The organism is Anaeromyxobacter sp. Red801 (assembly GCF_049201065.2).
Classification (GTDB): domain Bacteria; phylum Myxococcota; class Myxococcia; order Myxococcales; family Anaeromyxobacteraceae; genus Anaeromyxobacter.
Genome location: NZ_CM181236.1, coordinates 2,946,893 through 2,966,588, shown reverse-complemented (window position 1 = coordinate 2,966,588; position 19,696 = coordinate 2,946,893). Strand labels below are relative to the sequence as shown.

The following is a 19,696-nucleotide window of genomic DNA, read 5'->3' as shown; positions in this document are numbered from 1 at the left end:
CGTGCTATCCCCGGCGCGTGCGCATCCCGCTGACCATCGAGGCGCTCGCCCCCGGCGGCGAGGGGGTGGGCCGCCACGGCGAGCTGACCGTGTTCGTGCCCTGGACCGCGCCCGGCGACCGGGTGGTGGCCGAGGTCCCGGCGCCGCGCCCCGGCGCCGCCACCGCGCACGGCGCGCTGGTCGAGCTGTCCGCGCCCGGCGAGGCCCGCGTCGCGCCGCCGTGCCGCCACTTCGGCCCGGGCCCGTCGCCGGACGCCGCCTGCGGCGGCTGCGAGTGGCTCCACGTCGCCTACCCGCTGCAGCTCGCCGCGAAGGAGCGGGCGCTCCACGAGGCGCTGCGCCGGATCGGCAAGCTCGAGCCGGGCAGCTACCCGGCGCGGCCCATCGTCCCGTCGCCGTCGCCGCTGCGCTACCGCGCCCGCGCCAAGTTCCACCACGATCGCGCCGCCGGCCGGCTGGTCTTCTTCCGGCGGCGGTCGCACGAGCCGGTCCGCCTGCGGGAGTGCCACCTGCTCGAGCCCGGGCTCGACGCGCTGCGCGAGGCGGTCGGCCCGGCGCTCGCCGACGCGCGGCTCTCGCCGCGCGAGGTGGCGCTGGAGTGGTCCGAGGCCGCCGGGCGGGGCGCGGCGTGGCTGCTCCTCCCCGAGGTGACCGCGCCGGTGCGCGCCCGCGCCGAGGCGCTGCTCCGGGCCGTGCCGGCGCTGCAGGGGCTCGTGCTCCAGGCCGAGGGCGGCCAGCCGGCGACCGCCGGCGACCCGGTGCTGCGGCACGCGCGCGCGCCGGGCCGGCCCGAGGCCGGGACGCAGCGCTCGCGCCCGGACGTGTTCCAGCAGGCGAACCGCGGCGCGAACGCGCGGCTGGTGGAGACCGCGCTGGACCTGCTCGCGCCCGGGGGCGAGGACGTGCTCGAGCTGCACTGCGGGGCGGGGAACTTCACCGGGCCGCTGTCGGAGCGGGCGCGGAGCGTGTCGGCGGTGGAGGTGCAGGGGCCGGCGCTCGAGCTGGCCCGCGCCGACCTGGGCGGCCGGAACGTGCGCTTCTTCGCGGGCGACGCGCTGGCGCTGGCGCGCGCCTTCGGCCGCGAGTCGGGGGCGGCGGCGCGGCGGTTCGGCGCGGCGCTGCTCGATCCGCCGCGCGAGGGAGCGCGGGGGATCGGGCCCGCGCTCCGCGACCTGGGCGTCCCGCGGGCCGTCTACGTCTCCTGCGACCCGGCGACGTTCGCGCGCGACCTGCGCGCCTGCGTCGAGGCGGGCTACCGCGTGGCGGCGGTGGTCCCGGTGGACATGTTCCCGCAGACCCACCACGTGGAGGGCGTGGCGCTGCTGGAGCGGTAGGGCGGCGCCCGGCGCGCCGCCGCGCGGCGTCGCGCGCACCGACCGTTCGTGCCGTGACACCGTGGTGACACGCCGGGGGCAGGCTCGCACCGGCCACCGGCCAGCCCCCATGCCCACGCGACTCCCCATCCATCGCTACGCCGCCCGCACGCTGCCGGCCATGCTCGAGCACACCGCGGCGCGGCTCCCGGACAAGGCGTTCCTCCGGTTCTTCGACCCCGCCACCCCCGGCGCCGCCCCGCGCGCCCTGACGTTCGCCGCGTTCCGCGCCGGCGTGGGCCGCGCGGCCGCGTTCCTGCGCGCGCACGGCGTCGGCCCGGGGACGCGCATCCTGCTGCTCGCCGACAACTCGCCCGAGTGGCAGCTGGTGGCGCTCGGGGCCCAGCTCCTCCGCGCCGAGACGGCCGCCCTGTTCGCGAGCCTCTCGGCGGAGGCGGCCCAGGGCATCGCGCGGCGGGTGCGCCCGGTGGTGGTGCTGGTCTCGGGCGCGCAGGGCTGGGAGAAGCTCGCGCCCGTCGGCGCCGAGCTCGCCGCCGCCGGCCTGCGGGTCGTCCTCTCCGGCGAGCCGCTCCCGGAGGCGTCGCTCGCCCCGGGCCTCTCGGCCGCGGCGCTCCAGGAGGCGACCGGGCCGGGCGCGCCCGGCCTCGACGGCGCGGAGCACGCCGCGCTCGCCGCCGCGGTGGGCGAGGAGGACCCGTTCCTGCTGCTGTTCACGAGCGGCACCACCGGCCGGCCCAAGGGCGTCCGGCTGCCGCAGCGCGCGATGGTGCACGCGGTGGAGGGCGGCACCCTGCCGGTCGGCACCTCCGAGGACGACCTCGGCGTGCACTTCCTGCCCTTCGCGCACGTGGCCGGCCACGCGCAGTTCACGCTGGCGCTGGCCCAGGGCCACGCGCTCGCCATGACCGCCCGGCGCGAGGACATCGAGCGCGCGCTCGAGCTGCACCCCACCTACCTGTTCTCGGTGCCGCTCGTGTACGAGCGGATCCGCGCCGGCGTGCTGGCGCGGGTGGACGCGCTGCCCGCGCCGGCGCGCGCGCTCGCCCGCGGCGCGCTCGATGCCGCGGTGCGCGTGCGGGTGGACGGATCCCGCCGCCTCGGCGATCGCCTCCTCGCGCGCCTCGCCGACCGGCTGGTGGGGCGCGCCGTGCGCGCGCGCCTGGGCGGCCGGATCCGCGGCGTGTTCGCGGGCGGCGCCCCCGCCGCGCCGGCGCTGTTCCGCTTCTACGAGGGGCTCGGCATCCCCATGGTCGAGCTCTACGGCATGAGCGAGACGGCCGGGCTCATCTCGTCCAACCTGTTCTCCGGCCCCCGCCGCGCCGGCAGCGCCGGGTACCCGACGCCGGAGCACGACCTGCGCTTCGCGCCCGACGGCGAGCTGCAGGTGCGCGGCCCGCTCCTGTTCACCGGCTACCTCGAGCCGGAGGACGCCGAGGGCGCCTACACCGAGGACGGGTTCTTCCGCACCGGCGACGTCGGGTGCGAGGAGCCGGACGGCGCGCTCCGGATCGAGGGCCGGAAGAAGAACCTCATGGTGCTCTCCACCGGCAAGAAGGTGTCGCCCGAGCCGGTGGAGCAGGCGATCGCCGCCGCCGAGCCGTTCCAGGGCGCGGTGCTGCTCGGCGAGGGAAGGCCCTTCGTGGCCGCGGCGGTGTTCGTGGCCAGGGAGGAGCTGGCCCGCCTCGCCGCCGCCGGCAAGGACGCGGCGGAGGAGCTCCTCCCGCGCGCCCGCGCCGCGCTGGCCGCGTTCAGCGAGTTCGAGAAGCCCAAGCGGCTGCTGGTGATCCCGGGCGCGCCCCACGAGCACCCCGCGCTGGTCACGCCGACGCTGAAGGTGAAGCGCGACGCGCTCATCGAGTCGCTGGCGCCCTCGCTGGCGCAGCTGTACGGCGCGGTGTAGGCGCCGCCCACCGCCGCCGCCGATCTCTCCCGAGGTGCGCGCGGGTCGCACGACCCGTCACGTGGACCCCACCCGCGCGACTTGGGGCGCCGCGGGGCGGCTGGTACACCAGACACCATCGGTCCGTGGTGACGGGGGGCGCGATGGATTCACCAAACGTGACGTGCGCACGCTGCGGCGGCGAGGTGCCCGCCGGCGCGCCCCGCTGCGCGTGCGGGTACCCGGCCTCGCCCGCCGCCGCCGCCGGGCGCGCGAGCGCGCCGCCCCCCGCGCCCCCGCCGCTCCCGGCCGCCGCGCCGGCGCCGACCCCGGCCGTGCCGCTCGCGCAGGCGCTCGGCTTCGACGACGAGGCGCCCGCCGGCGCCGAGGCGAGCTTCGAGGACCTCGACCTGGGCGGCGATCCGGAGCCCCCGTCGCCCACCGCGGTCACGCCGGCGACCCCGGAGCGCGCGCGCTACCGCGGCCCGGCCGCCGGCCCCGCCTTCGCGCGCGTGACCCCTCGCCGCGGCGCCGCGCCGGTGCTGGGCGGCATCGCCGTCCTGTGCCTGGCCGCGGTGATCGCGTTCGTGTGGCAGGCCCGGAAGCTGGAGGGCGCCGGGCCGGCCCCGGACGCCGCCGCGCCCGCCGAGGCGGCGGCGCTCGCCGCTCGCCCTTCGACAGGCTCAGGACGAGCGGGCACGCCGCCCGTCGAGCCCGCCGCGCTCGCGGCCGCGCCCGCGCCGGCCCCCGCGGTCGCCGCCCGCACGCTGCCCCCGGCCGTCGCCGCGCCGGCCGATCCGCCGGAGGCGCCCACCCCGCGCGCGCGCGCGGCGCGCGCCGCCCGCGAGCAGCCGGCCCCCGCGCCCGCACCTCGTCCGCAGGCCGCGCGCGCCCCGGAGCGCGCTTCGGAGCGCGCTGCCGAGCCGGCCCCGTCGCGCGGCGCGGGCTCGGTCGGCCCGGCCACGCTCGTGTCGCTCGATCACGCCGACGGCGATCGCGGCGGCTGGTCCGACGTGCCGCTGCCGCCGCCGCCCGCGGGCGCGACGCCGGTGGAGGACGCGCCGCGCTACGCGGCGGCCGGGTTCCGCAAGCCGAACCTCCTGGTGCCGCGCTGCGTGCAGGACGCCATCCGGCTGCCGCGCGACGCGCGCGAGCGGGTGAGCGGGCCGGTGACGGTGCGCTTCGCGGTCGCGAAGGACGGGACGGTGGGGCTGTTCCAGGTGATGGGCGACCTGCCCGACCGCCGCGTCGCCGACGCGATCTGGACGGCGGTGCGCGGCTGCCGCTTCGCGCCCGGCGCCGACGCCGCGGGCAAGCCCACCCGGCTCTGGGTGGTGATGCCCATCCGCTTCGACGAGTAGCGCGGGAGGGCGCGCTCCCCCGGCGCTCAGCCGGCGGGGGCGGCCTGCGCCCGGATCGCCTCGAGCCGCTCGACCAGCGTCGGGTGGCTGTAGTGCCAGGCGCTGTACCAGGGGTGCGGGTGCAGGTTGGAGAGGTTCTCGCCGTTCAGGCGCACCAGCGCGCTCGCGAGCGCGTCCGGCGCCCGCGCCAGCGCGATCGCGTAGCGGTCCGCCTCGTACTCGTGGCGGCGGGACATCTGCGCGGCGAGCGGCGCCAGCCAGAACACGAACGCGCCGCCGCACAGGGACAGCAGCGCGACCGCCGCGTGGAGCGACGGGCCGTCGAAGCCGAACGCCGCGTAGAGCGGCGGCCAGGGCACGAGCCGCGACAGGACGAACAGCATCACCAGCGTCCCGGCGAGCGACAGCGCCAGCCCGCGGTGCACGTGGTGCCGGCGGTAGTGCCCGATCTCGTGGGCGAGCACGCTCGCCGCCTCGTCCACGCTCATGCTCGCCACCAGCGTGTCGAACAGCACGATGCGCGGCCGGAAGATGCCGGTGAAGTAGGCGTTCGAGTGGCCGGAGCGGCGCGACGCGTCCATCACGAACAGCCCCCGGTTCGCGAACCCCGCCTCGCGCGCCAGCGCGTCGAGCCGCTCGCGGAGCGGCCCCTCGGGCAGCGGCTGGAAGCGGTTGAACAGCGGCGCGATGAGCGTCGGCCACGCCCACAGCAGGAGCACCTGCACCACCACCAGGAACGCGAACAGCCAGAGCCACCAGTGCGCGCCGGAGAAGCGCATGAACCCGTAGACGGCGTACAGGACGGGCACGCCGATGAGGACCTGGATGGCGAGGCTCCGGGCGCGGTCGCCGAGCCAGGTGCCCAGGCTGGTCCGGTTGAAGCCGAAGCGGGTCTCGGTGACGAACGTGCGCCAGGCGGAGAAGGGGAGGGCGAGCGCGGCGCCGCCCACGGCGAGCAGCATCAGGTACGCCACGAAGCGGTGGGGGCCGGCCAGGCGCGCCGAGACGGCGCGGTCGAGCCAGGGCAGCAGGCCGGAGAACAGCACCGCGAGCGTGGCCGCCGCCGAGCACAGCCCGTCCACGAGCGCCAGCCGCCCGTTCGCGAGCGTGTAGGCGCGGCTCCGGGCCGCGATCTCGTCGCTCACCTGCCCCGCGAGCGGGGTCGGCACGCCCCGCACCCGGCGGACGTGGCGGAGGTTGAGCGCGAGCAGGCCGGTCTCCACCGCCAGCTGGACGGCGAACAGCGCCAGGAAGACGGGCACGACCAGCGGTCCCATGGCCTCCCGTCATACACCGACCCCGGCGCGCGCGCAGCCGGCCCCGCCGTCCCGGCGCGCCGGCCGGCCGGCCCGGTTAGACTCGCGGGGTGGACGCCCTGGTCTCCGAGCTCGCCCGGCTCCTGCGCGCGAACGGCGTGCGCGTGTCGCCCGCCGAGGTGGCGGACGCGGTCGCCGCCGGCGCGCTGGTGGGCGTCGAGGACCGGGGCGCGTTCAAGGCCGCCCTGCGGGCCACGCTGGTGAAGCGCGCCGCGGACGTGCCGGTGTTCGAGGCGCTCTTCGACCTGCTGTTCTCCGGGATGGGCCGGCTGGTGGCCGGGGCCGAGCGCGGGCTGCTCGCCGAGCTGGGGGAGCAGGGGTTGCTCGAGCCCGACGACCTGGAGATGGTCGCCTGGACGCTGGGCGAGCTGGCGTCCGCGATGAGCCCGCTCGCCCTCGCCGCGCTCCAGGGGGATCCCGGGCTCCTGGCCAGGCTGCTCCGCGCGGCCGCGCAGCAGCTCGACTTCGCCGCGCTGGCGAGCGCCGGTGCGACCGGCTTCCAGGGCCGGCGCCTGCTCGCGGCGGCCGGCGGCGCGGCGCTCCCGGCCGACGCGGCCGCGCTGGAGCAGGCGCTGCGGGCGCGCGGGCTGGACCCGGCGAAGCTGCAGCTCGTGTCGGAGCGGGTCGCCGCCGCGCTCCGGCGCGTCGAGGACGCCGCCCGGCGCTGGGCGGAGCTGGAGGCGGGCGCGCGCAGCGTGCGGCGCGCGGAGCAGGGGCGCGGCGGCCTCGCGCCGCTCTCGCGCGACGAGCTCGCGCGCACCGAGCGCGCCGTGAAGCGGCTCGCCGAGCGGCTGAAGAGCCGGCTGGTGCGGCGGGACCGGAGCCGCCGCCGCGGGGTGCTGGCGGTCCGGCGGACGCTCCGGCGCAACCTCGGGCTGGGCGGCTTCCCGGCGCAGGTGGTGTTCCGGCGCCGGCGCCCGCAGCGGCCGGACGTGGTCGTCCTGTGCGACGTCTCCGAGTCGGTGCGCCACGTCACCCGGCTGATGCTGCTGTTCCTCTACACGATGCAGTCGCTGTTCAGCCGCGTCCGCACGTTCGTGTTCGTGGCCGACCTCGCCGAGGTGACCGCGCAGCTGCGGGCCGAGCGCGAGCCGGCCCGCGCCGCGGACCTGGCGGTGGCCGCGCGGGCGGTGAGCCTGGCGGCCAACTCCAACTACGGCCGGGCGCTGCGCACCTTCCACCGCGCCGCGCTGCCCGCCGTCACCCGGCGCACCACCGTGCTCGTCATCGGCGACGGCCGGAACAACTACAACCCCCCGGAGGCGTGGGTGCTCGAGGAGCTGCGCCGGCGGGCCCGGCGGGTGCTGTGGATGTGCCCCGAGCCGCGGCACCTGTGGGGCACCGGGGACAGCGAGCTGCCGCTCTACGCGGCCCACTGCGACCGCGTGGCGCCGGTGACCACGCTCGCCGAGCTGGAGGGGATCGCCGACGCGCTGGTGCCCGGCCGCTGACGCGGCGGGTCCCGGTCCGGCCGCCCCCCGCGACGGGCGGTGATTGACTCCCCGCCCACCCTTCCATAGGTTCCGCGCCGATGTCCGATCTCGTGCCCCTCTCCAGGAAGCCGGCCCCCGCCGCGGGCGGGCCCGCCGCCTCGCCGGCGGCGCCGCCGCGCAAGGTCTACGTCCACACGTTCGGCTGCCAGATGAACGAGTCCGACTCCGACCGGATGGTCGAGCTGCTCGGGCGCCACGCCTTCGCCCGCGCCGCCAGCGCGGACGAGGCCGACCTCATCCTGCTCAACACCTGTGCGGTGCGCGAGAAGGCCGAGCAGAAGCTGCTCTCGGCGCTGGGGCGCTACCGCGAGGTGAAGGCGCGCCGCGGCGCGCTCATCGCGGTGTCGGGGTGCGTGGCGCAGCAGGAGAAGGACCGGCTGCTCGCGCGCGTGCCGTACGTGGACTTCGTCTTCGGGCCGGACAACATCGGCCGGCTGCCGGAGATGGTGGAGCGCGCCCGCGACGAGCGCTTCGCCGAGACCGGCTGGATGGACTCGGAGGAGTACGTGTTCCCGCGCGCGGACGCCGAGGCGGCGCGCGGCCGGGCCACCGCGTTCGTCACCGCCATGAAGGGCTGCGACAACGTCTGCGCGTTCTGCATCGTGCCGCACACCCGCGGGCGCGAGGTGTCGCGGCCGTTCCCGGACGTGGTGGCCGAGTGCGCCGCGCTCGCCGAGGTGGGCGTGCGCGAGGTGACGCTCATCGGGCAGAACGTGAACTCGTACACGGGCGGCTGCACCTTCGCCGACCTGCTCCGGCGCGTGGCGGCCGTGCCCGGGATCGACCGCATCCGCTTCACCACCAGCCACCCGCACGACCTCTCCGACGCGCTCGTCGAGGTGTTCCGCGACGAGCCGAAGGTGATGCCGCACTTCCACCTGCCGGTGCAGTCCGGCTCCGACGCCGTGCTGCGCCGGATGCGCCGGGACTACTCGGTGGCGGAGTACCTCGACCGCTTCGACCGGCTGCGCGCCGCCCGGCCCGGCATCGCCATCACCACCGACTTCATCGTGGGCTTCCCCGGCGAGACCGACGCGGACTTCGAGGCCTCGCTGGCGCTGCTGGAGCGCGCGCGCTTCGAGCAGAGCTTCAGCTTCGTGTTCAGCCCGCGGCCGCACACCGTCGCGGCCGTGCGGCTCGGCAGCGCGCCGGAGTGGCAGGAGGTGCCGCGCGAGGTCGCGGTGGCGCGGCTCGAGCGGCTGCTCGCGGCGCAGCGGCGCATCGCCGGGGAGATCCTGGCGGCCGAGCTGGGGAAGGTGGTCGAGGTGCTGGTGGAGGGCCCGTCCGACGAGCCCGGCGAGCGGCTGGGGCGGACGCCCGAGAACCGCGTGGTCCACCTGGCCGCGGCCGAGGCGGCCGCGCCCGCCGGCGCGCGCGTCCGGGTGCGGATCACGCGCGCGGGCGGCAGCTCGCTCTCGGGCACGCTCGCGTGAGCGCGGAGCTCCGGGCCGGGGCGGGGGCCGTCGCCGCCCCCGTCGGGAGGGGCTGGCGGGCGCTGGCGGCCGTGGGCGCGACCGCGTACGCCGGGCTCATCTTCTGGCTCTCCTCGCGCCCGGATCCGCTGCCGTTCGTGCCGAAGGGCATCTTCTCGCACGACAAGATCGTCCACGCGTCCGCGTACGCCGTGCTCGGGGCGCTCCTCGCGCTGGCGCTCACCGGCACGCGGCTGGCGCGCGGGCGCCGGCTGCTCGTCGCGGCGGCGGTGCTGGCCAGCCTGTACGGCGCGAGCGACGAGTGGCACCAGGCGCACGTGCCGAACCGGCAGCCCGACGCGTTCGACTGGGCGGCCGACACCGCCGGGGCGCTGGCGGGCGCGGCGCTCGCCGCCGCATTCTTGCGGCGCCGGTCGCGCGCGGGCTAGCATCCCGGGCGCGATGCCCATCCTCCTGCCGTACGCGGGCGCGAGGCCCCGGCTGCACCCGACCGTCTTCGCCGCGCCCGGCTGCGTCGTCACCGGCGACGTGGAGGTCGGCGCCGAGGCGTCGCTCTGGTTCGGGACCGTGGTGCGGGGGGACGTGAACACCGTCCGGATCGGCGCCCGCACCAACGTGCAGGACGGGACCGTCATCCACGTCACCACGCGCACGCACCCCACCGTCATCGGCGAGGACGTCACCATCGGCCACCGCGCCGTGCTGCACGGCTGCACCGTGCACGACCGCTGCCTCATCGGCATCGGCGCGATCGTCCTCGACGGCGCGGTGGTGGGCCCGGACGCCATGGTCGGGGCCGGCGCGCTCGTGCCGCCCGGCGCGGTGGTGCCGCCGGGCACGCTGGTGATGGGCCAGCCGGCGAGGCCGAAGCGCCCGCTCACGCCGGAGGAGATCGCGTTCCTCCGGACCAGCGCGGCGAACTACGTGGCGTACGCCGCGCGCTACCGCGCCGAGGGGGGCGTACCATGACGGTGGTCGAGGCGCTCCAGCGCTCGGTCCTGTTCCGCGACTTCACCGAGACCGGCCTGCGCATCTTCGCGAGCGTCGCCGCGGAGAAGGCGGTCCCGGCCGGCAGCCCGCTGTTCGTCGAGAACATGGTGGGCGAGTCGATGTTCATCGTGAAGACCGGCACCGTGCGCGTGACCCAGCGCGGGCCCGACGGGGAGCGCGAGCTGGCCGTGCTGGGGCCGGGCGAGCACCTCGGCGCGCTGGCGCTGCTCGGCAAGAGCGTGCGCCTGGTGTCGGCCGTGGCGGCCACGCCCTGCGAGGTGCTGGAGCTGGCCCAGCGCGACTTCGCGCGGCTGCAGCCGCAGAAGCCGCAGGCCTGCCTGAAGCTGGCGCTCGCCATCGCCGCCGACCTCTCGGCGAAGGTGGCGGAGAGCCGCGAGCTGCTGCGCGGCCTGGCGGCGGCGAGACCCTCCGCGCCGTGACCCGGGCGCACGGGACGTGCGCGTCGCGCGCCCGCGAACGCGGGCGGGCGGCCTGCGCGCGGGCGCACGTGCCGCGTGACCTCCGGGCGGACATGCGGTAAGCCGGGATCCCGGGAAGGAGCGCGAGGCACCGCGGATGCTCGAACGCCTGGTCGAGTTGCTCGGAGGGCACTCCCTCCACGTCGGTTATGCGTTCGTCTTCGCCGTGCTGGTGCTGTGCGGCTTCGGCCTCCCCATGCCCGAGGACGTGATCCTCGTCACCGGGGGCGTGCTCGCCTGGCTCGCGAGCGACCTCGAGTCGGCGTCGATCGCCGGGATGCTCCGGGACGACGGGCTGCTGTTCATGGTGGCGGTGGGGCTGGCGGGCATCCTGGCGGGCGACTCGGTGATCTTCCTGGCCGGCCGGAAGTTCGGCGCCCGGGTGGCGGACTTCCGCCCGCTGCGCCGCATGATCACGCCCGAGAAGCTCGAGAAGGTGGAGAAGCTCATGCGCCGCCGCGGCAACGTGGTGGTGGTGGTGGCGCGCTACCTCCCGGGCATCCGCATGCCGACCTACTTCACGGCCGGCCACGCGGGGATGCCGTACTGGGAGTTCCTGCTGTTCGACGGCGCCGCGGCGCTCGTCTCGGCGCCGCTCTGGGTCTGCCTCGGCTTCTACTTCGGCTCGAACATCGAGGAGGCGGCGCGCCTCGCGGCCCGCTTCAGCCACTACATCCTGCTCGGCGTGGGCGTGGTGCTGCTCGGGCTGCTCCTGCGCTGGCTCCAGACGCGCCGGGCCGTGCCGGCGTCGCCGGACGGCGACCGCGACTGACGCCTACCGCGCCTCGCTGCGGCCCAGCAGCCGGCGCAGCAGCCCGCCCAGCCCGCGCGCGGCGCCGCTCGCCGCGGCCTCGCCGGCCGGCTCGGCGGCCTCCGCGGGCGGCACCGGGAAGCTGCCGGTCGAGACCGCCGGGGCGCCCTCGCGCTCCAGCCGCCGTCGGGCGCTCGCGGCGCCCTCCCGCGCCGACATGACCGCCTGCACCTTGCGCCCGGTGTTCAGCTCGCGGGCGGTGACGGTGAGCAGGCACTCGGCGCCCAGCTCGAACGTCACCGCGATCTTCACCATCCCGCGCGGCCCGGGCGGCAGCCCCTCCAGGCGCAGCGTGCCCAGGTACTCGCAGTCGTCGGCGTGCGCGCCCTCGCCCTGCAGCACCACCAGCTCGAACTCGGTCTGGCCGTCGTGCGAGGTGGTGAGCCCGTACTGCTTGCGCGCCGGGAGCGGCGTGTTCCGCTCCATGATGGTCTTCACCCGGCCCCCGGGCAGCCCGATGCCGATGGACATGGGCAGCACGTCGATGAGCACGACGCCCTCGGCCCCCTGCAGCGAGTGCGCGAGCAGGGCCGCGCCGACCGCGACGGCCTCGTCCGGGTGGACCGCCCGCGACGGCGCCCGCCCGAAGAACTCGCCGACCTTCTGGTGCACGAGCGGCATGCGCGACTGGCCGCCCACCAGGATCACCTCGTCGATGTCGGTGGCGGAGAGCGAGCGGGCCGCGAGCACGTCGCGGCACACCGCCAGCGTCCGGTCCACCAGCGGCGCGACCAGCTCCACCACCTCGTCGCGGGTGACGGCCAGGTCCAGCGAGAGCGGCCGGCCGTCGGCCAGGGCCAGGAACGGCAGGTCCACCCGGTGCTCGGTGCGCTCCGAGAGCGCGCACTTGGCCCGCTCCGCCGCGTCCACCATGCGCGAGAGCGCCACGCGATCGCCGGCGAACGGCGCGCCGTGGGCGCGCTCCCAGGCGGCGAGCATCCGCTCCACGATGCGGTTGTCGAAGTCCACGCCGCCGAGGAAGGTGTCGCCGCCGGTGGAGACCACCTCGTAGACGTTGTCGTTCAGCTCCAGCACCGAGGCGTCGAAGGTGCCGCCGCCCAGGTCGTAGACCAGCACCCGCTGGTCGAGGTGCCGCCCGAACGCGTACGCCAGCGCCGCGGCGGTGGGCTCGTTCAGGATCCGCTCCACCTTCAGGCCGGCCAGCGCGCCGGCGTGCCGGACCGCCGCGCGCTGCCGCTCGTTGTAGTAGGCGGGCACGGTGATGACGGCGCGGTTCACCTCCTCGCCGAGGTGGTTCTGCGCGACCTCCTTCACCTCCGCGAGCACCAGCGCCGAGACCTGCTCGAGCGTGAGCGTCTCCGGCCCGAGCCGCACCGCCGCGAGCCCGTCCGGCCCGGCCACGATCTCGTAGGCGAACTTGCCCTTGATCTCCTGGACCACCGGCGACTCGAAGGCGCGGCCCACCAGCCGCTTCGCGCCCCAGACCGTGGCGCGCGGGTTGGTGAGGAGCTGCGCGCGGGCCAGGTGCCCGACCACGATCCGGTTGCGCGCGTTCAGGGCGACGATCGACGGGACGGTGTTGTAGCCCTCGCGCGAGGGGATCACGTACGGCCGCCCGTCGCGCACCACCGCCGCGCAGGAGTTGGACGTGCCGAGGTCGATGCCGATGACGTAGCGCGACGGCCGGGTGATGGGGACCGGCTCGTCCGGCAGCCCGGTGGCGACGCGGGCCGGGCCGGCCTCGAGCTGCTCGACGCGGTGCGGGCGCGAGAGATCGGCGAGCGCCGGCACGGGCGCCGCGGGCGCCGCGAAAGGCGAGGGCGCCGGCGGCGGGGTCGCGGTCGCACCCGCACGAGGGAGCGCGGGCGGCGTGGCGGCGGGCGCCGGGGTCGGGGTCGGCGGGCGTGCCACCGGCGCCGGCGAGGCGGGCAGGGGAGCGCGCGTCGGCGCCGGAGTGCGCTCCGGCCGCGGCGCGATCGGCGCGGGCGCGCCCACGCCCGGCGCGGCGCCGCGCAGCTCCTTCCGCGCCGCCATCCGCTCCACCAGCGCCTGCGAGCGCTCGTCGAGCCAGGTGAACTGCACGCCCATGCCCGGCGCCGTGGGCGGGTGCGCGTCGGGCCGCTCCTCGCGGATCCACCGCACCACGCCGCGGCCGCGGATGACGGTCTCGCCGCCCTGCAGGCGCAGGTCGAACGCGAGGTGGGTGCCCACCGGCCGCGGCTCCCGCGTCCGGATGAAGATCCCGCCGCGCGAGATGTTGACCGCGAACCGCTCGGTGAACTCGTCGACGCTGCCGTACGAGAGGCGCACGAGCAGCCCGACCGGCGTCCGCTCGCTCCCGCGCTTGTCTGCTGGTGGCACCGCCCGCGATTATCCCTTCGCGGCAGGCGGACCGGCAAGCGCGCGCACGTGCAGAACGTCGTGTGGGCGGCCGGCCCACCCGGTCCGGCGCCGGGAGGGCGGCGGCGGGGGAACTCGCCGCGATCCCCGGCGCTTGGGCCCGCCGGATCGGCTGGCTTGACGCTCCCGGACGCGCTCGTCTATACGTCCGCATGCTCAACCGCGACGACCTCCGCCTGGCGCTGACGTTCGACGACGTCCTGCTGCTCCCGGCCGAGTCGGACGTGCTCCCGAAGTCGGTCGAGACGTCCACGCGACTCACCCGCAACATCCAGCTCAACATCCCCATCGTCTCGTCCGCGATGGACACCGTCACCGAGGCGCGCATGGCCATCGCCATGGCGGCGGTCGGCGGGCTCGGCTTCATCCACAAGAACCTCACCGTCGAGGACCAGGCGGCCGAGGTCGTGAAGGTGAAGAAGTACGAGTCGGCGGTGGTCACCGAGCCGATCACCGTCGAGCCGGACGCGCCGCTGCACCGGGCCGTGGCGCTCATGCGCGAGAACGGCATCAGCGGCATCCCGGTGGTGCAGGGCGGCCGGCTCCTCGGCATCCTCACCAACCGCGACCTGCGCTTCGAGAAGAACCTGGAGCAGCGGGTCGAGCAGGTGATGACGAAGGACCTCGTCACCGCGCACGAGGGCGTCACCATCGAGGAGGCGAAGGAGCTGCTGCACCGCCACCGCATCGAGAAGCTGCTGGTGGTGAACGAGCGCTACGAGCTCCGCGGCCTCGTCACCATCAAGGACATCGAGAAGATCCAGAAGCACCCGAACGCCGCGAAGGATCGGATGGGCCGCCTGCTCTGCGGCGCCGCGGTGGGCGTGGGCGCCGACCGCGAGGCGCGGATCCAGGCGCTGCTCAAGGCCGGCGCGGACGTGATCGCCATCGACACCGCCCACGGCCACTCGAAGGGCGTGGTGGACGCGGTCCGCTCCACCAAGGCGAACTTCAAGGGCATCGAGCTGGTGGCGGGCAACGTGGCCACCGCCGAGGCCGCCGAGGCGCTCTGCAAGGCCGGCGTGGACGCCGTGAAGGTGGGCATCGGCCCCGGCTCCATCTGCACCACGCGCGTGGTCGCCGGCGTGGGCGTGCCGCAGATCACCGCGGTGGACGAGTGCGCCCGGGCCGCCGAGAAGTACGGCGTGCCGGTCATCTCCGACGGCGGCGTGAAGTACTCGGGCGACATGGTGAAGGCGCTCGCGGCTGGCGCGTCGTCGGTGATGATCGGGTCGCTGCTGGCCGGCACCGAGGAGGCGCCGGGCGAGGTGATCCTGTACCAGGGCCGCAGCTACAAGTCGTACCGCGGCATGGGCTCGATCGGCGCCATGAAGCAGGGCTCGAAGGACCGCTACTTCCAGGGCGACGTCTCCGACGCGGACAAGCTGGTGCCCGAGGGCATCGAGGGCCGCGTGCCGTACAAGGGCACCGTGGAGATGAACCTGTTCCAGCTGGTGGGCGGGCTCCGCAGCGGCATGGGCTACGTGGGCTGCCGGACCATCGCCGAGCTGCGCACCAGGCCGCGGTTCGTGCGCATCTCCTCCTCGGGCCTGCGCGAGAGCCACGTCCACGACGTGATCATCACGCAGGAGGCGCCGAACTACCGGGTCGACTGACCCTCCCTCCTCACCCGCGCGCCGCCCGGCGGAGCGCGGCCGGGCCGACATGGACATCCACTCAGAGAAGATTCTCATCCTCGACTTCGGGTCGCAGTACACGCAGCTCATCGCGCGGCGGCTGCGCGAGCTGGGCGTCTACTGCGAGATCCACCCCTGCACCGCCACGGCCGAGGCCATCCGCGCGTTCCGGCCCCGCGGCGTCGTGCTCTCCGGCGGCCCGGCCTCGGTGCTCGCCGAGGACAGCCCGCGCTGCGACCGGGTGGTGTTCGAGCTGGGCGTGCCGGTGCTGGGCATCTGCTACGGCCTGCAGGTCCTCGCCGCCGAGCTGGGCGGCCGGGTGGACCAGGCGGCGCACCGCGAGTTCGGGCCCGCCACCATCGAGGTGAAGGCGACCTCGCCGCTGTTCCAGGGCCTGCCCGCCACGCTCGACGTCTGGATGAGCCACGGCGACCGGGTGGAGGCGCTGCCGCCCGGCTTCGAGCCCATCGCCGCCACGCCCTCGGCCCCGTTCGCCGCGGTGGAGGACCGCGCCCGCCGCTTCTACGGCGTGCAGTTCCACCCCGAGGTGGTCCACACGCCGCGCGGCAAGGACGTGCTGCGCAACTTCGCCTACGGCGTGTGCGGCTGCTCCGGCACCTGGTCGATGCGCGGCTACGCCGAGGCGGCGGTGGAGCAGATCCGCGCCCAGGTGAAGGACGGCCACGTCATCTGCGCGCTGTCCGGCGGGGTGGACTCCGCGGTGGCCGCGCTGCTGGTGCACCGGGCCATCGGCGACCGGCTGCGCTGCATCTTCGTGGACAACGGCGTGCTCCGCGCCGGCGAGCGCCAGCAGGTCGAGGACGTGTTCGGCGCGATGTTCCACCTGCCGCTCGTGACCGTGGACGCCTCGCGGCGCTTCCTCGGCGCGCTGGCCGGGGTCACCGACCCCGAGCGGAAGCGCAAGATCATCGGGCACGAGTTCATCGCCGTGTTCGAGCAGGAGGTGGAGCGGCTCGCGGCGCACGGCGCGCGCGCGAGGTTCCTGGTGCAGGGCACGCTCTACCCGGACGTGATCGAGTCGGTGTCGTTCCGGGGTCCGTCCGCCACCATCAAGAGCCACCACAACGTCGGCGGCCTGCCCGAGAAGATGAACCTCGCGCTGGTCGAGCCGCTGCGCGAGCTGTTCAAGGACGAGGTGCGCCAGCTCGGCCTCGAGCTGGGCCTGCCGCCCGCCATCGTGCAGCGGCAGCCGTTCCCCGGCCCCGGGCTCGCCATCCGCGTGCTCGGCGAGGTCACCGAGGAGCGGCTCTCGGTGCTGCGCCGCGCCGACACCATCGTGCAGGAGGAGGTCCGCGCCGCCGGCCTGTACGAGAAGCTCTGGCAGGGCTTCGCGGTGCTCCTGCCGGTCCGCAGCGTCGGCGTCATGGGCGACGAGCGCACCTACGAGTCCACCTGCGCGATCCGCGCGGTGGAGTCCACCGACGGCATGACCGGCGACTGGGCGCGCCTGCCGTACGAGCTGCTGGGCCGCATGTCGTCGCGCATCATCAACGAGGTCCGCGGCATCAACCGCGTGGTCTACGACATCTCCTCCAAGCCGCCCGCGACCATCGAGTGGGAATGAGCCCGGCCGCCGCGGCGGCCTCCGGGCCGCCGCGCGCCGTGGTGGGGGCAGGTGGGCGCTCCTGCGCGCCGCCGACGGTCGGTGAACGTGGGATTGCCGCGTCGTTTGCTCAAGGGACGATCGCGGCTATCATCGCGCGCGAACTGGAGGCCATACGATGGCGCGAGCGTCCCGGGTCCTCGCGGTGCTTCCGCTGCTGCTGCTCGCGGCGGGGTGCCAGGACTACAACTTCAATCCTGTCGGCCACTGCCTGATCCAGCCGGGCTCGGAGCGCGTGACGCTCTCGAGCATCTCGACCGCGGACGTGCTGTTCGTGGTGGACGACTCCGGCTCCATGGCGGGCGAGCAGGAGAAGCTCGCGCAGAACTTCGCCGCGTTCATCCAGAACCTGGACCAGACGAACACGTCCCGGCGCGGCGCGGGCCTCGAGCCCATCGACTTCCACGTGGCGGTCACCACCACGTCGCTGTTCTACAACGCGCCGGTCTCCGGCGTGACCTGCCGAACGACTGCCCCGGCGCCGCCGGCCAGCAGGTGTGCTGCGAGGCGCCGAGCGGCGCGCCCACCGGGCCGATGAAGGGGCCGCGGGCGTGCACGAGCGACGCCGCCTGCGGCGGCATCGCCGGCGCGACCTGCAAGACCACGTGCACCGGGCTGCTCGGCGAGGGCTACTGCTGCGGCGCGGACAACGTGGCGCCCGCCGTCGACCCCATCGGCTGCTCCGCGCTGGGCACGGCCTGCGGCAGGCTCGAGACGCACTACCGCTTCGACGGGCGCTGCGCGCCCGGCCTCGCGTCCGACGGTCAGTACTATCCGCACGGCGCCTTCGTCGGCCTGGGCGACAGCCCGCGCGTGCTCCACTTCGACAAGGAGCTGTACCCGGCGACCGACGGGACCGGCCAGCCCATCCGCGACGCCGCGCTCCCGCCGTGCAGCGACGGCAGCAAGGTCTGCAACCGCCAGGGCTTCACCGCCGCCCAGCTCAAGGACTGGTTCGCCAACAACCGCACCGGCACCTGGCAGGGCAACGTCATCGCCGGCACCTGCGGATCCGGCCAGGAGCAGGCGCTCCAGGCCGGGCGCCTCGCCGTCGAGCGGGCGCTCACGGGCGGCCAGGTGGACCGCCGCGACGCGAGCGGCAACGTGGTGGCCTCGACCCCCGCGTCCTGGCTGCACGACAACTCCAAGCTGGTGACCGTCTTCGTGGGCGACGAGGACGACTGCTCGTCGCCGCAGGATCCCAGCGGCGGCGTGGTGCTGAGCGGCGGCCCCGGCTCCGACTCCTGCGTGGCCGACGCGTCCTCGCCCACGCCGAAGCAGTACGCGGTCTCGCAGATCGTGGACTACCTCACCGGCCTGGGCCGCCCGGTCGGCGCCGGCTTCATCGTCTCGACCTCGCAGAGCGTGTGCCAGGACGCGTCCTGCGCGCCCGGCATCTGCTGCGATTACGCCTGCACGGGCAGCACGCTGACCTGCACCAACAGCGTCTGCGGCGGCCAGGCCCCGGTTCGCGCCTGCTGCTGGCGTCGCAGGAGCTCCGCGCCAAGGGCGCGGACGTGGTGGCCGGATCCATCTGCGACCCCAACTTCGCCCAGATCCTCGACCGCATCGCCGAGATCGTGAAGCCGCCCTCCGGCCTGCTGCTCCCCACCGATCCGGCCGGCAGTGACATCGTGCTGCTGCGCATCGCCAACCAGAAGGGCGACACGCGCAAGACCTGCCGCGGGCCGGCGCCGTCGGCCATGACGGCGGCCGAGGCGGGCGCCGCGGGCTACGACTGGTGGTTCACCGCCACGCGGGACCAGATCACCGCCGACCAGCGCAAGCCCACCGCCGCGACGCGCAACATCTACATCAACCACGACACGCGGAACTGCGAGGCGAACCCCGGCGAGACCTACTCCGCCGACTACCTCGGTCGGCTCCCCGCCGGCGGCTGCCAGACGCGCACGGACTGCTACGCCGCGCTGGGCGGCAAGCCGAACGGCGACACCGACGCGTGGACCTGCTACGCGGGCGAGAGCGGCAACCCCGCGGCGCCGTTCACGCAGCCCACGCCCACCGCGCCCGGCACCTGCATCTGCGGCGACCTCGGCGCCGGCTCGTTCTAGCCTCCGTCGCCCGGGCCCCGTTCGGGGCTCGGGCGTTCCCGGCCCTGCGCGTCACGCGTGCTCGCCGCCCGGCCTTCCGGGCGGGCGGCGGCGCGTCGTGACGAACGGTGAACCTCTCCAGGGGCGCAGCCAAGAGGGAGCGGTCCCGGCATGCTTGCCGGATGCTCTGTGCGCTGCTCGCCGCCGCCCTGGCCGCCACGGCTGCTCCCCAGGAGCCAGCCCTGGCGGACCTGCTGGAGCGCTCGGACGCCGCCTACGCGCGCCGCGACGAGCCCGGCGCGCTCGACGAGGTGCGCACCACGCTCGAGGAGGCGCAGCGGCGCGCGCCCGAGGACTACGAGGTGCTCTGGCGCCTCGCCCGGCTCGACTTCTGGCTCTCCGACGACCCGGGGCTGAAGGACTCGGAGAAGAGCCGCCTCGGCAAGCAGGGCTGGGACTACGGCGAGCGCGCCATCCGCGCGAACCCGGCGCGCGTCGAGGGCTGGCACTTCGCGGCGGCGGGCATGGGCAACTACTCGCTCGGCATCGGCATCTTCAAGGCGCTGACGCAAGGGATCGAGGGGAAGTTCAAGGACCGCCTCTCGCACGCCGAGAAGATCGACCCCGCGTTCCAGCACGGCTCGATCCCGACGGCGTGGGGGCGCTTCTGGTTCAAGCTGCCCTGGCCGAAGTACGACGCGAGGAAGAGCGAGCGCTCGCTGCAGGCGGCGCTGGCGCAGAACCCGGACAACGTGCGGGCGCGCGTGTACCTGGCCGACCTCTACCGGAAGGAAGGGCACGGGCGCGAGGCGAGGGAGCAGCTCGAGAAGGCGCTGGCATCGGAGCCGGGCCGTTATGACCCCCCCGAGGAGCGACGCTGGCAGCAGGTCGCGCGGGGCATGCTGGAACGCAAGTGAAAGCGAGGAC

At 75.7% G+C, this 19,696-nt stretch carries 17 protein-coding genes; 15 read left to right on the top strand and 2 right to left on the bottom strand.

Translation table 11 applies throughout. From position 1 onward, the window contains the following. The first annotated feature begins 17 nt into the window (after window positions 1-17). The 3 genes from ACOQFB_RS13665 (at window position 18) to ACOQFB_RS13655 (ending at window position 4,574) form a co-directional block, all read left to right on the top strand. A complete protein-coding gene (locus tag ACOQFB_RS13665; protein WP_421610085.1) occupies window positions 18-1,334 on the top strand; it encodes a class I SAM-dependent RNA methyltransferase in 1,317 nt (438 codons plus the stop codon). A 109-nt stretch (window positions 1,335-1,443) separates the two neighbouring features. Then, window positions 1,444-3,234 carry an AMP-binding protein gene (locus ACOQFB_RS13660; RefSeq protein ID WP_421610084.1) on the top strand — a complete coding sequence of 597 codons (1,791 nt, stop codon included), beginning with the start codon at window positions 1,444-1,446 and terminating at the stop codon, window positions 3,232-3,234. A 158-nt stretch (window positions 3,235-3,392) separates the two neighbouring features. Beyond that, window positions 3,393-4,574, top strand: coding sequence for a TonB family protein (locus ACOQFB_RS13655; RefSeq protein ID WP_421610083.1), 1,182 nt, complete (start codon window positions 3,393-3,395; stop codon window positions 4,572-4,574). 26 nt (window positions 4,575-4,600) lie between these two features. Here the strand turns inward: ACOQFB_RS13655 and ACOQFB_RS13650 are convergent, their stop codons facing one another. Next, window positions 4,601-5,851, bottom strand: coding sequence for a M48 family metallopeptidase (locus ACOQFB_RS13650; RefSeq protein WP_059439035.1), 1,251 nt, complete (start codon window positions 5,849-5,851; stop codon window positions 4,601-4,603). Window positions 5,852-5,940: 89 nt separating this feature from the next. On the opposite strand from ACOQFB_RS13650, the gene ACOQFB_RS13645 reads away from it, so the two are divergent. The 6 genes from ACOQFB_RS13645 (at window position 5,941) to ACOQFB_RS13620 (ending at window position 11,057) form a co-directional block, all read left to right on the top strand. Then, window positions 5,941-7,341 (top strand): VWA domain-containing protein, encoded by a 1,401-nt coding sequence (locus ACOQFB_RS13645; RefSeq protein ID WP_059439034.1) that lies wholly within the window; start codon window positions 5,941-5,943, stop codon window positions 7,339-7,341. Between the two features lie 80 nt (window positions 7,342-7,421). Continuing rightward, complete coding sequence (gene miaB / locus ACOQFB_RS13640; RefSeq protein WP_421610082.1) at window positions 7,422-8,816, top strand: tRNA (N6-isopentenyl adenosine(37)-C2)-methylthiotransferase MiaB; 1,395 nt, start codon at window positions 7,422-7,424, stop codon at window positions 8,814-8,816. Next, the gene (locus ACOQFB_RS13635) at window positions 8,813-9,244 is read left to right on the top strand and encodes a VanZ family protein (protein ID WP_421610081.1); all 432 of its coding nucleotides are present in this window, start codon (window positions 8,813-8,815) and stop codon (window positions 9,242-9,244) included. The genes miaB and ACOQFB_RS13635 overlap by 4 nt, the downstream gene beginning before the upstream one ends. Window positions 9,245-9,257: 13 nt before the next feature. Further along, window positions 9,258-9,785 carry a gamma carbonic anhydrase family protein gene (locus tag ACOQFB_RS13630; protein ID WP_059439031.1) on the top strand — a complete coding sequence of 176 codons (528 nt, stop codon included), beginning with the start codon at window positions 9,258-9,260 and terminating at the stop codon, window positions 9,783-9,785. Next, window positions 9,782-10,246 carry a cyclic nucleotide-binding domain-containing protein gene (locus ACOQFB_RS13625; protein ID WP_059439030.1) on the top strand — a complete coding sequence of 155 codons (465 nt, stop codon included), beginning with the start codon at window positions 9,782-9,784 and terminating at the stop codon, window positions 10,244-10,246. The genes ACOQFB_RS13630 and ACOQFB_RS13625 overlap by 4 nt, the downstream gene beginning before the upstream one ends. Before the next feature lie 136 nt (window positions 10,247-10,382). Beyond that, window positions 10,383-11,057: a DedA family protein gene (locus ACOQFB_RS13620; protein WP_421610080.1), complete on the top strand. Its 675-nt coding sequence runs from the start codon at window positions 10,383-10,385 to the stop codon at window positions 11,055-11,057. Between the two features lie 3 nt (window positions 11,058-11,060). Here the strand turns inward: ACOQFB_RS13620 and ACOQFB_RS13615 are convergent, their stop codons facing one another. After that, a complete protein-coding gene (locus ACOQFB_RS13615; RefSeq protein WP_421610079.1) occupies window positions 11,061-13,418 on the bottom strand; it encodes a TIGR02266 family protein in 2,358 nt (785 codons plus the stop codon). Window positions 13,419-13,609: 191 nt separating this feature from the next. Here ACOQFB_RS13615 and guaB point away from each other — a divergent pair, with 191 nt between their 5' ends. The 6 genes from guaB to ACOQFB_RS13585 all read left to right on the top strand — a co-directional run bounded on the left by guaB (window position 13,610) and on the right by ACOQFB_RS13585 (window position 19,686). Then, a complete protein-coding gene (gene guaB, locus ACOQFB_RS13610) occupies window positions 13,610-15,073 on the top strand; it encodes an IMP dehydrogenase (RefSeq protein ID WP_059435692.1) in 1,464 nt (487 codons plus the stop codon). Window positions 15,074-15,122: 49 nt separating this feature from the next. Then, entirely contained in the window at window positions 15,123-16,679 is a 1,557-nt protein-coding gene (gene guaA / locus ACOQFB_RS13605) for a glutamine-hydrolyzing GMP synthase (protein ID WP_059435691.1), read from the top strand. Between the two features lie 157 nt (window positions 16,680-16,836). After that, on the top strand, window positions 16,837-17,256 hold the full coding sequence (locus tag ACOQFB_RS13600) for a hypothetical protein (protein ID WP_494492251.1): 420 nt from the start codon (window positions 16,837-16,839) through the stop codon (window positions 17,254-17,256). Continuing rightward, entirely contained in the window at window positions 17,253-18,302 is a 1,050-nt protein-coding gene (locus ACOQFB_RS13595; RefSeq protein ID WP_494492250.1) for a hypothetical protein, read from the top strand. Before ACOQFB_RS13600 ends, ACOQFB_RS13595 begins: the two co-directional genes overlap by 4 nt. Further along, window positions 18,239-18,790: a hypothetical protein gene (locus ACOQFB_RS13590; protein WP_494492249.1), complete on the top strand. Its 552-nt coding sequence runs from the start codon at window positions 18,239-18,241 to the stop codon at window positions 18,788-18,790. The genes ACOQFB_RS13595 and ACOQFB_RS13590 overlap by 64 nt, the downstream gene beginning before the upstream one ends. A 161-nt stretch (window positions 18,791-18,951) precedes the next feature. Then, a complete protein-coding gene (locus tag ACOQFB_RS13585; protein WP_421610077.1) occupies window positions 18,952-19,686 on the top strand; it encodes a tetratricopeptide repeat protein in 735 nt (244 codons plus the stop codon). Window positions 19,687-19,696: the final 10 nt, after the last annotated feature.

Excerpts from the sequence above, each read along its gene's own strand:
- ACOQFB_RS13660 (WP_421610084.1), top strand. The coding sequence starts at position 1,444 with ATGCCCACGCGACTCCCCATCCATCGCTACGCCGCCCGCACGCTGCCG.
- ACOQFB_RS13650 (WP_059439035.1), bottom strand. The coding sequence starts at position 5,851 with ATGGGACCGCTGGTCGTGCCCGTCTTCCTGGCGCTGTTCGCCGTCCAG.
- miaB (WP_421610082.1), top strand. The coding sequence starts at position 7,422 with ATGTCCGATCTCGTGCCCCTCTCCAGGAAGCCGGCCCCCGCCGCGGGC.
- ACOQFB_RS13630 (WP_059439031.1), top strand. The coding sequence starts at position 9,258 with ATGCCCATCCTCCTGCCGTACGCGGGCGCGAGGCCCCGGCTGCACCCG.
- ACOQFB_RS13625 (WP_059439030.1), top strand. The coding sequence starts at position 9,782 with ATGACGGTGGTCGAGGCGCTCCAGCGCTCGGTCCTGTTCCGCGACTTC.
- ACOQFB_RS13620 (WP_421610080.1), top strand. The coding sequence starts at position 10,383 with ATGCTCGAACGCCTGGTCGAGTTGCTCGGAGGGCACTCCCTCCACGTC.
- guaB (WP_059435692.1), top strand. The coding sequence starts at position 13,610 with ATGCTCAACCGCGACGACCTCCGCCTGGCGCTGACGTTCGACGACGTC.
- guaA (WP_059435691.1), top strand. The coding sequence starts at position 15,123 with ATGGACATCCACTCAGAGAAGATTCTCATCCTCGACTTCGGGTCGCAG.
- ACOQFB_RS13600 (WP_494492251.1), top strand. The coding sequence starts at position 16,837 with ATGGCGCGAGCGTCCCGGGTCCTCGCGGTGCTTCCGCTGCTGCTGCTC.
- ACOQFB_RS13595 (WP_494492250.1), top strand. The coding sequence starts at position 17,253 with ATGAAGGGGCCGCGGGCGTGCACGAGCGACGCCGCCTGCGGCGGCATC.
- ACOQFB_RS13585 (WP_421610077.1), top strand. The coding sequence starts at position 18,952 with ATGCTCTGTGCGCTGCTCGCCGCCGCCCTGGCCGCCACGGCTGCTCCC.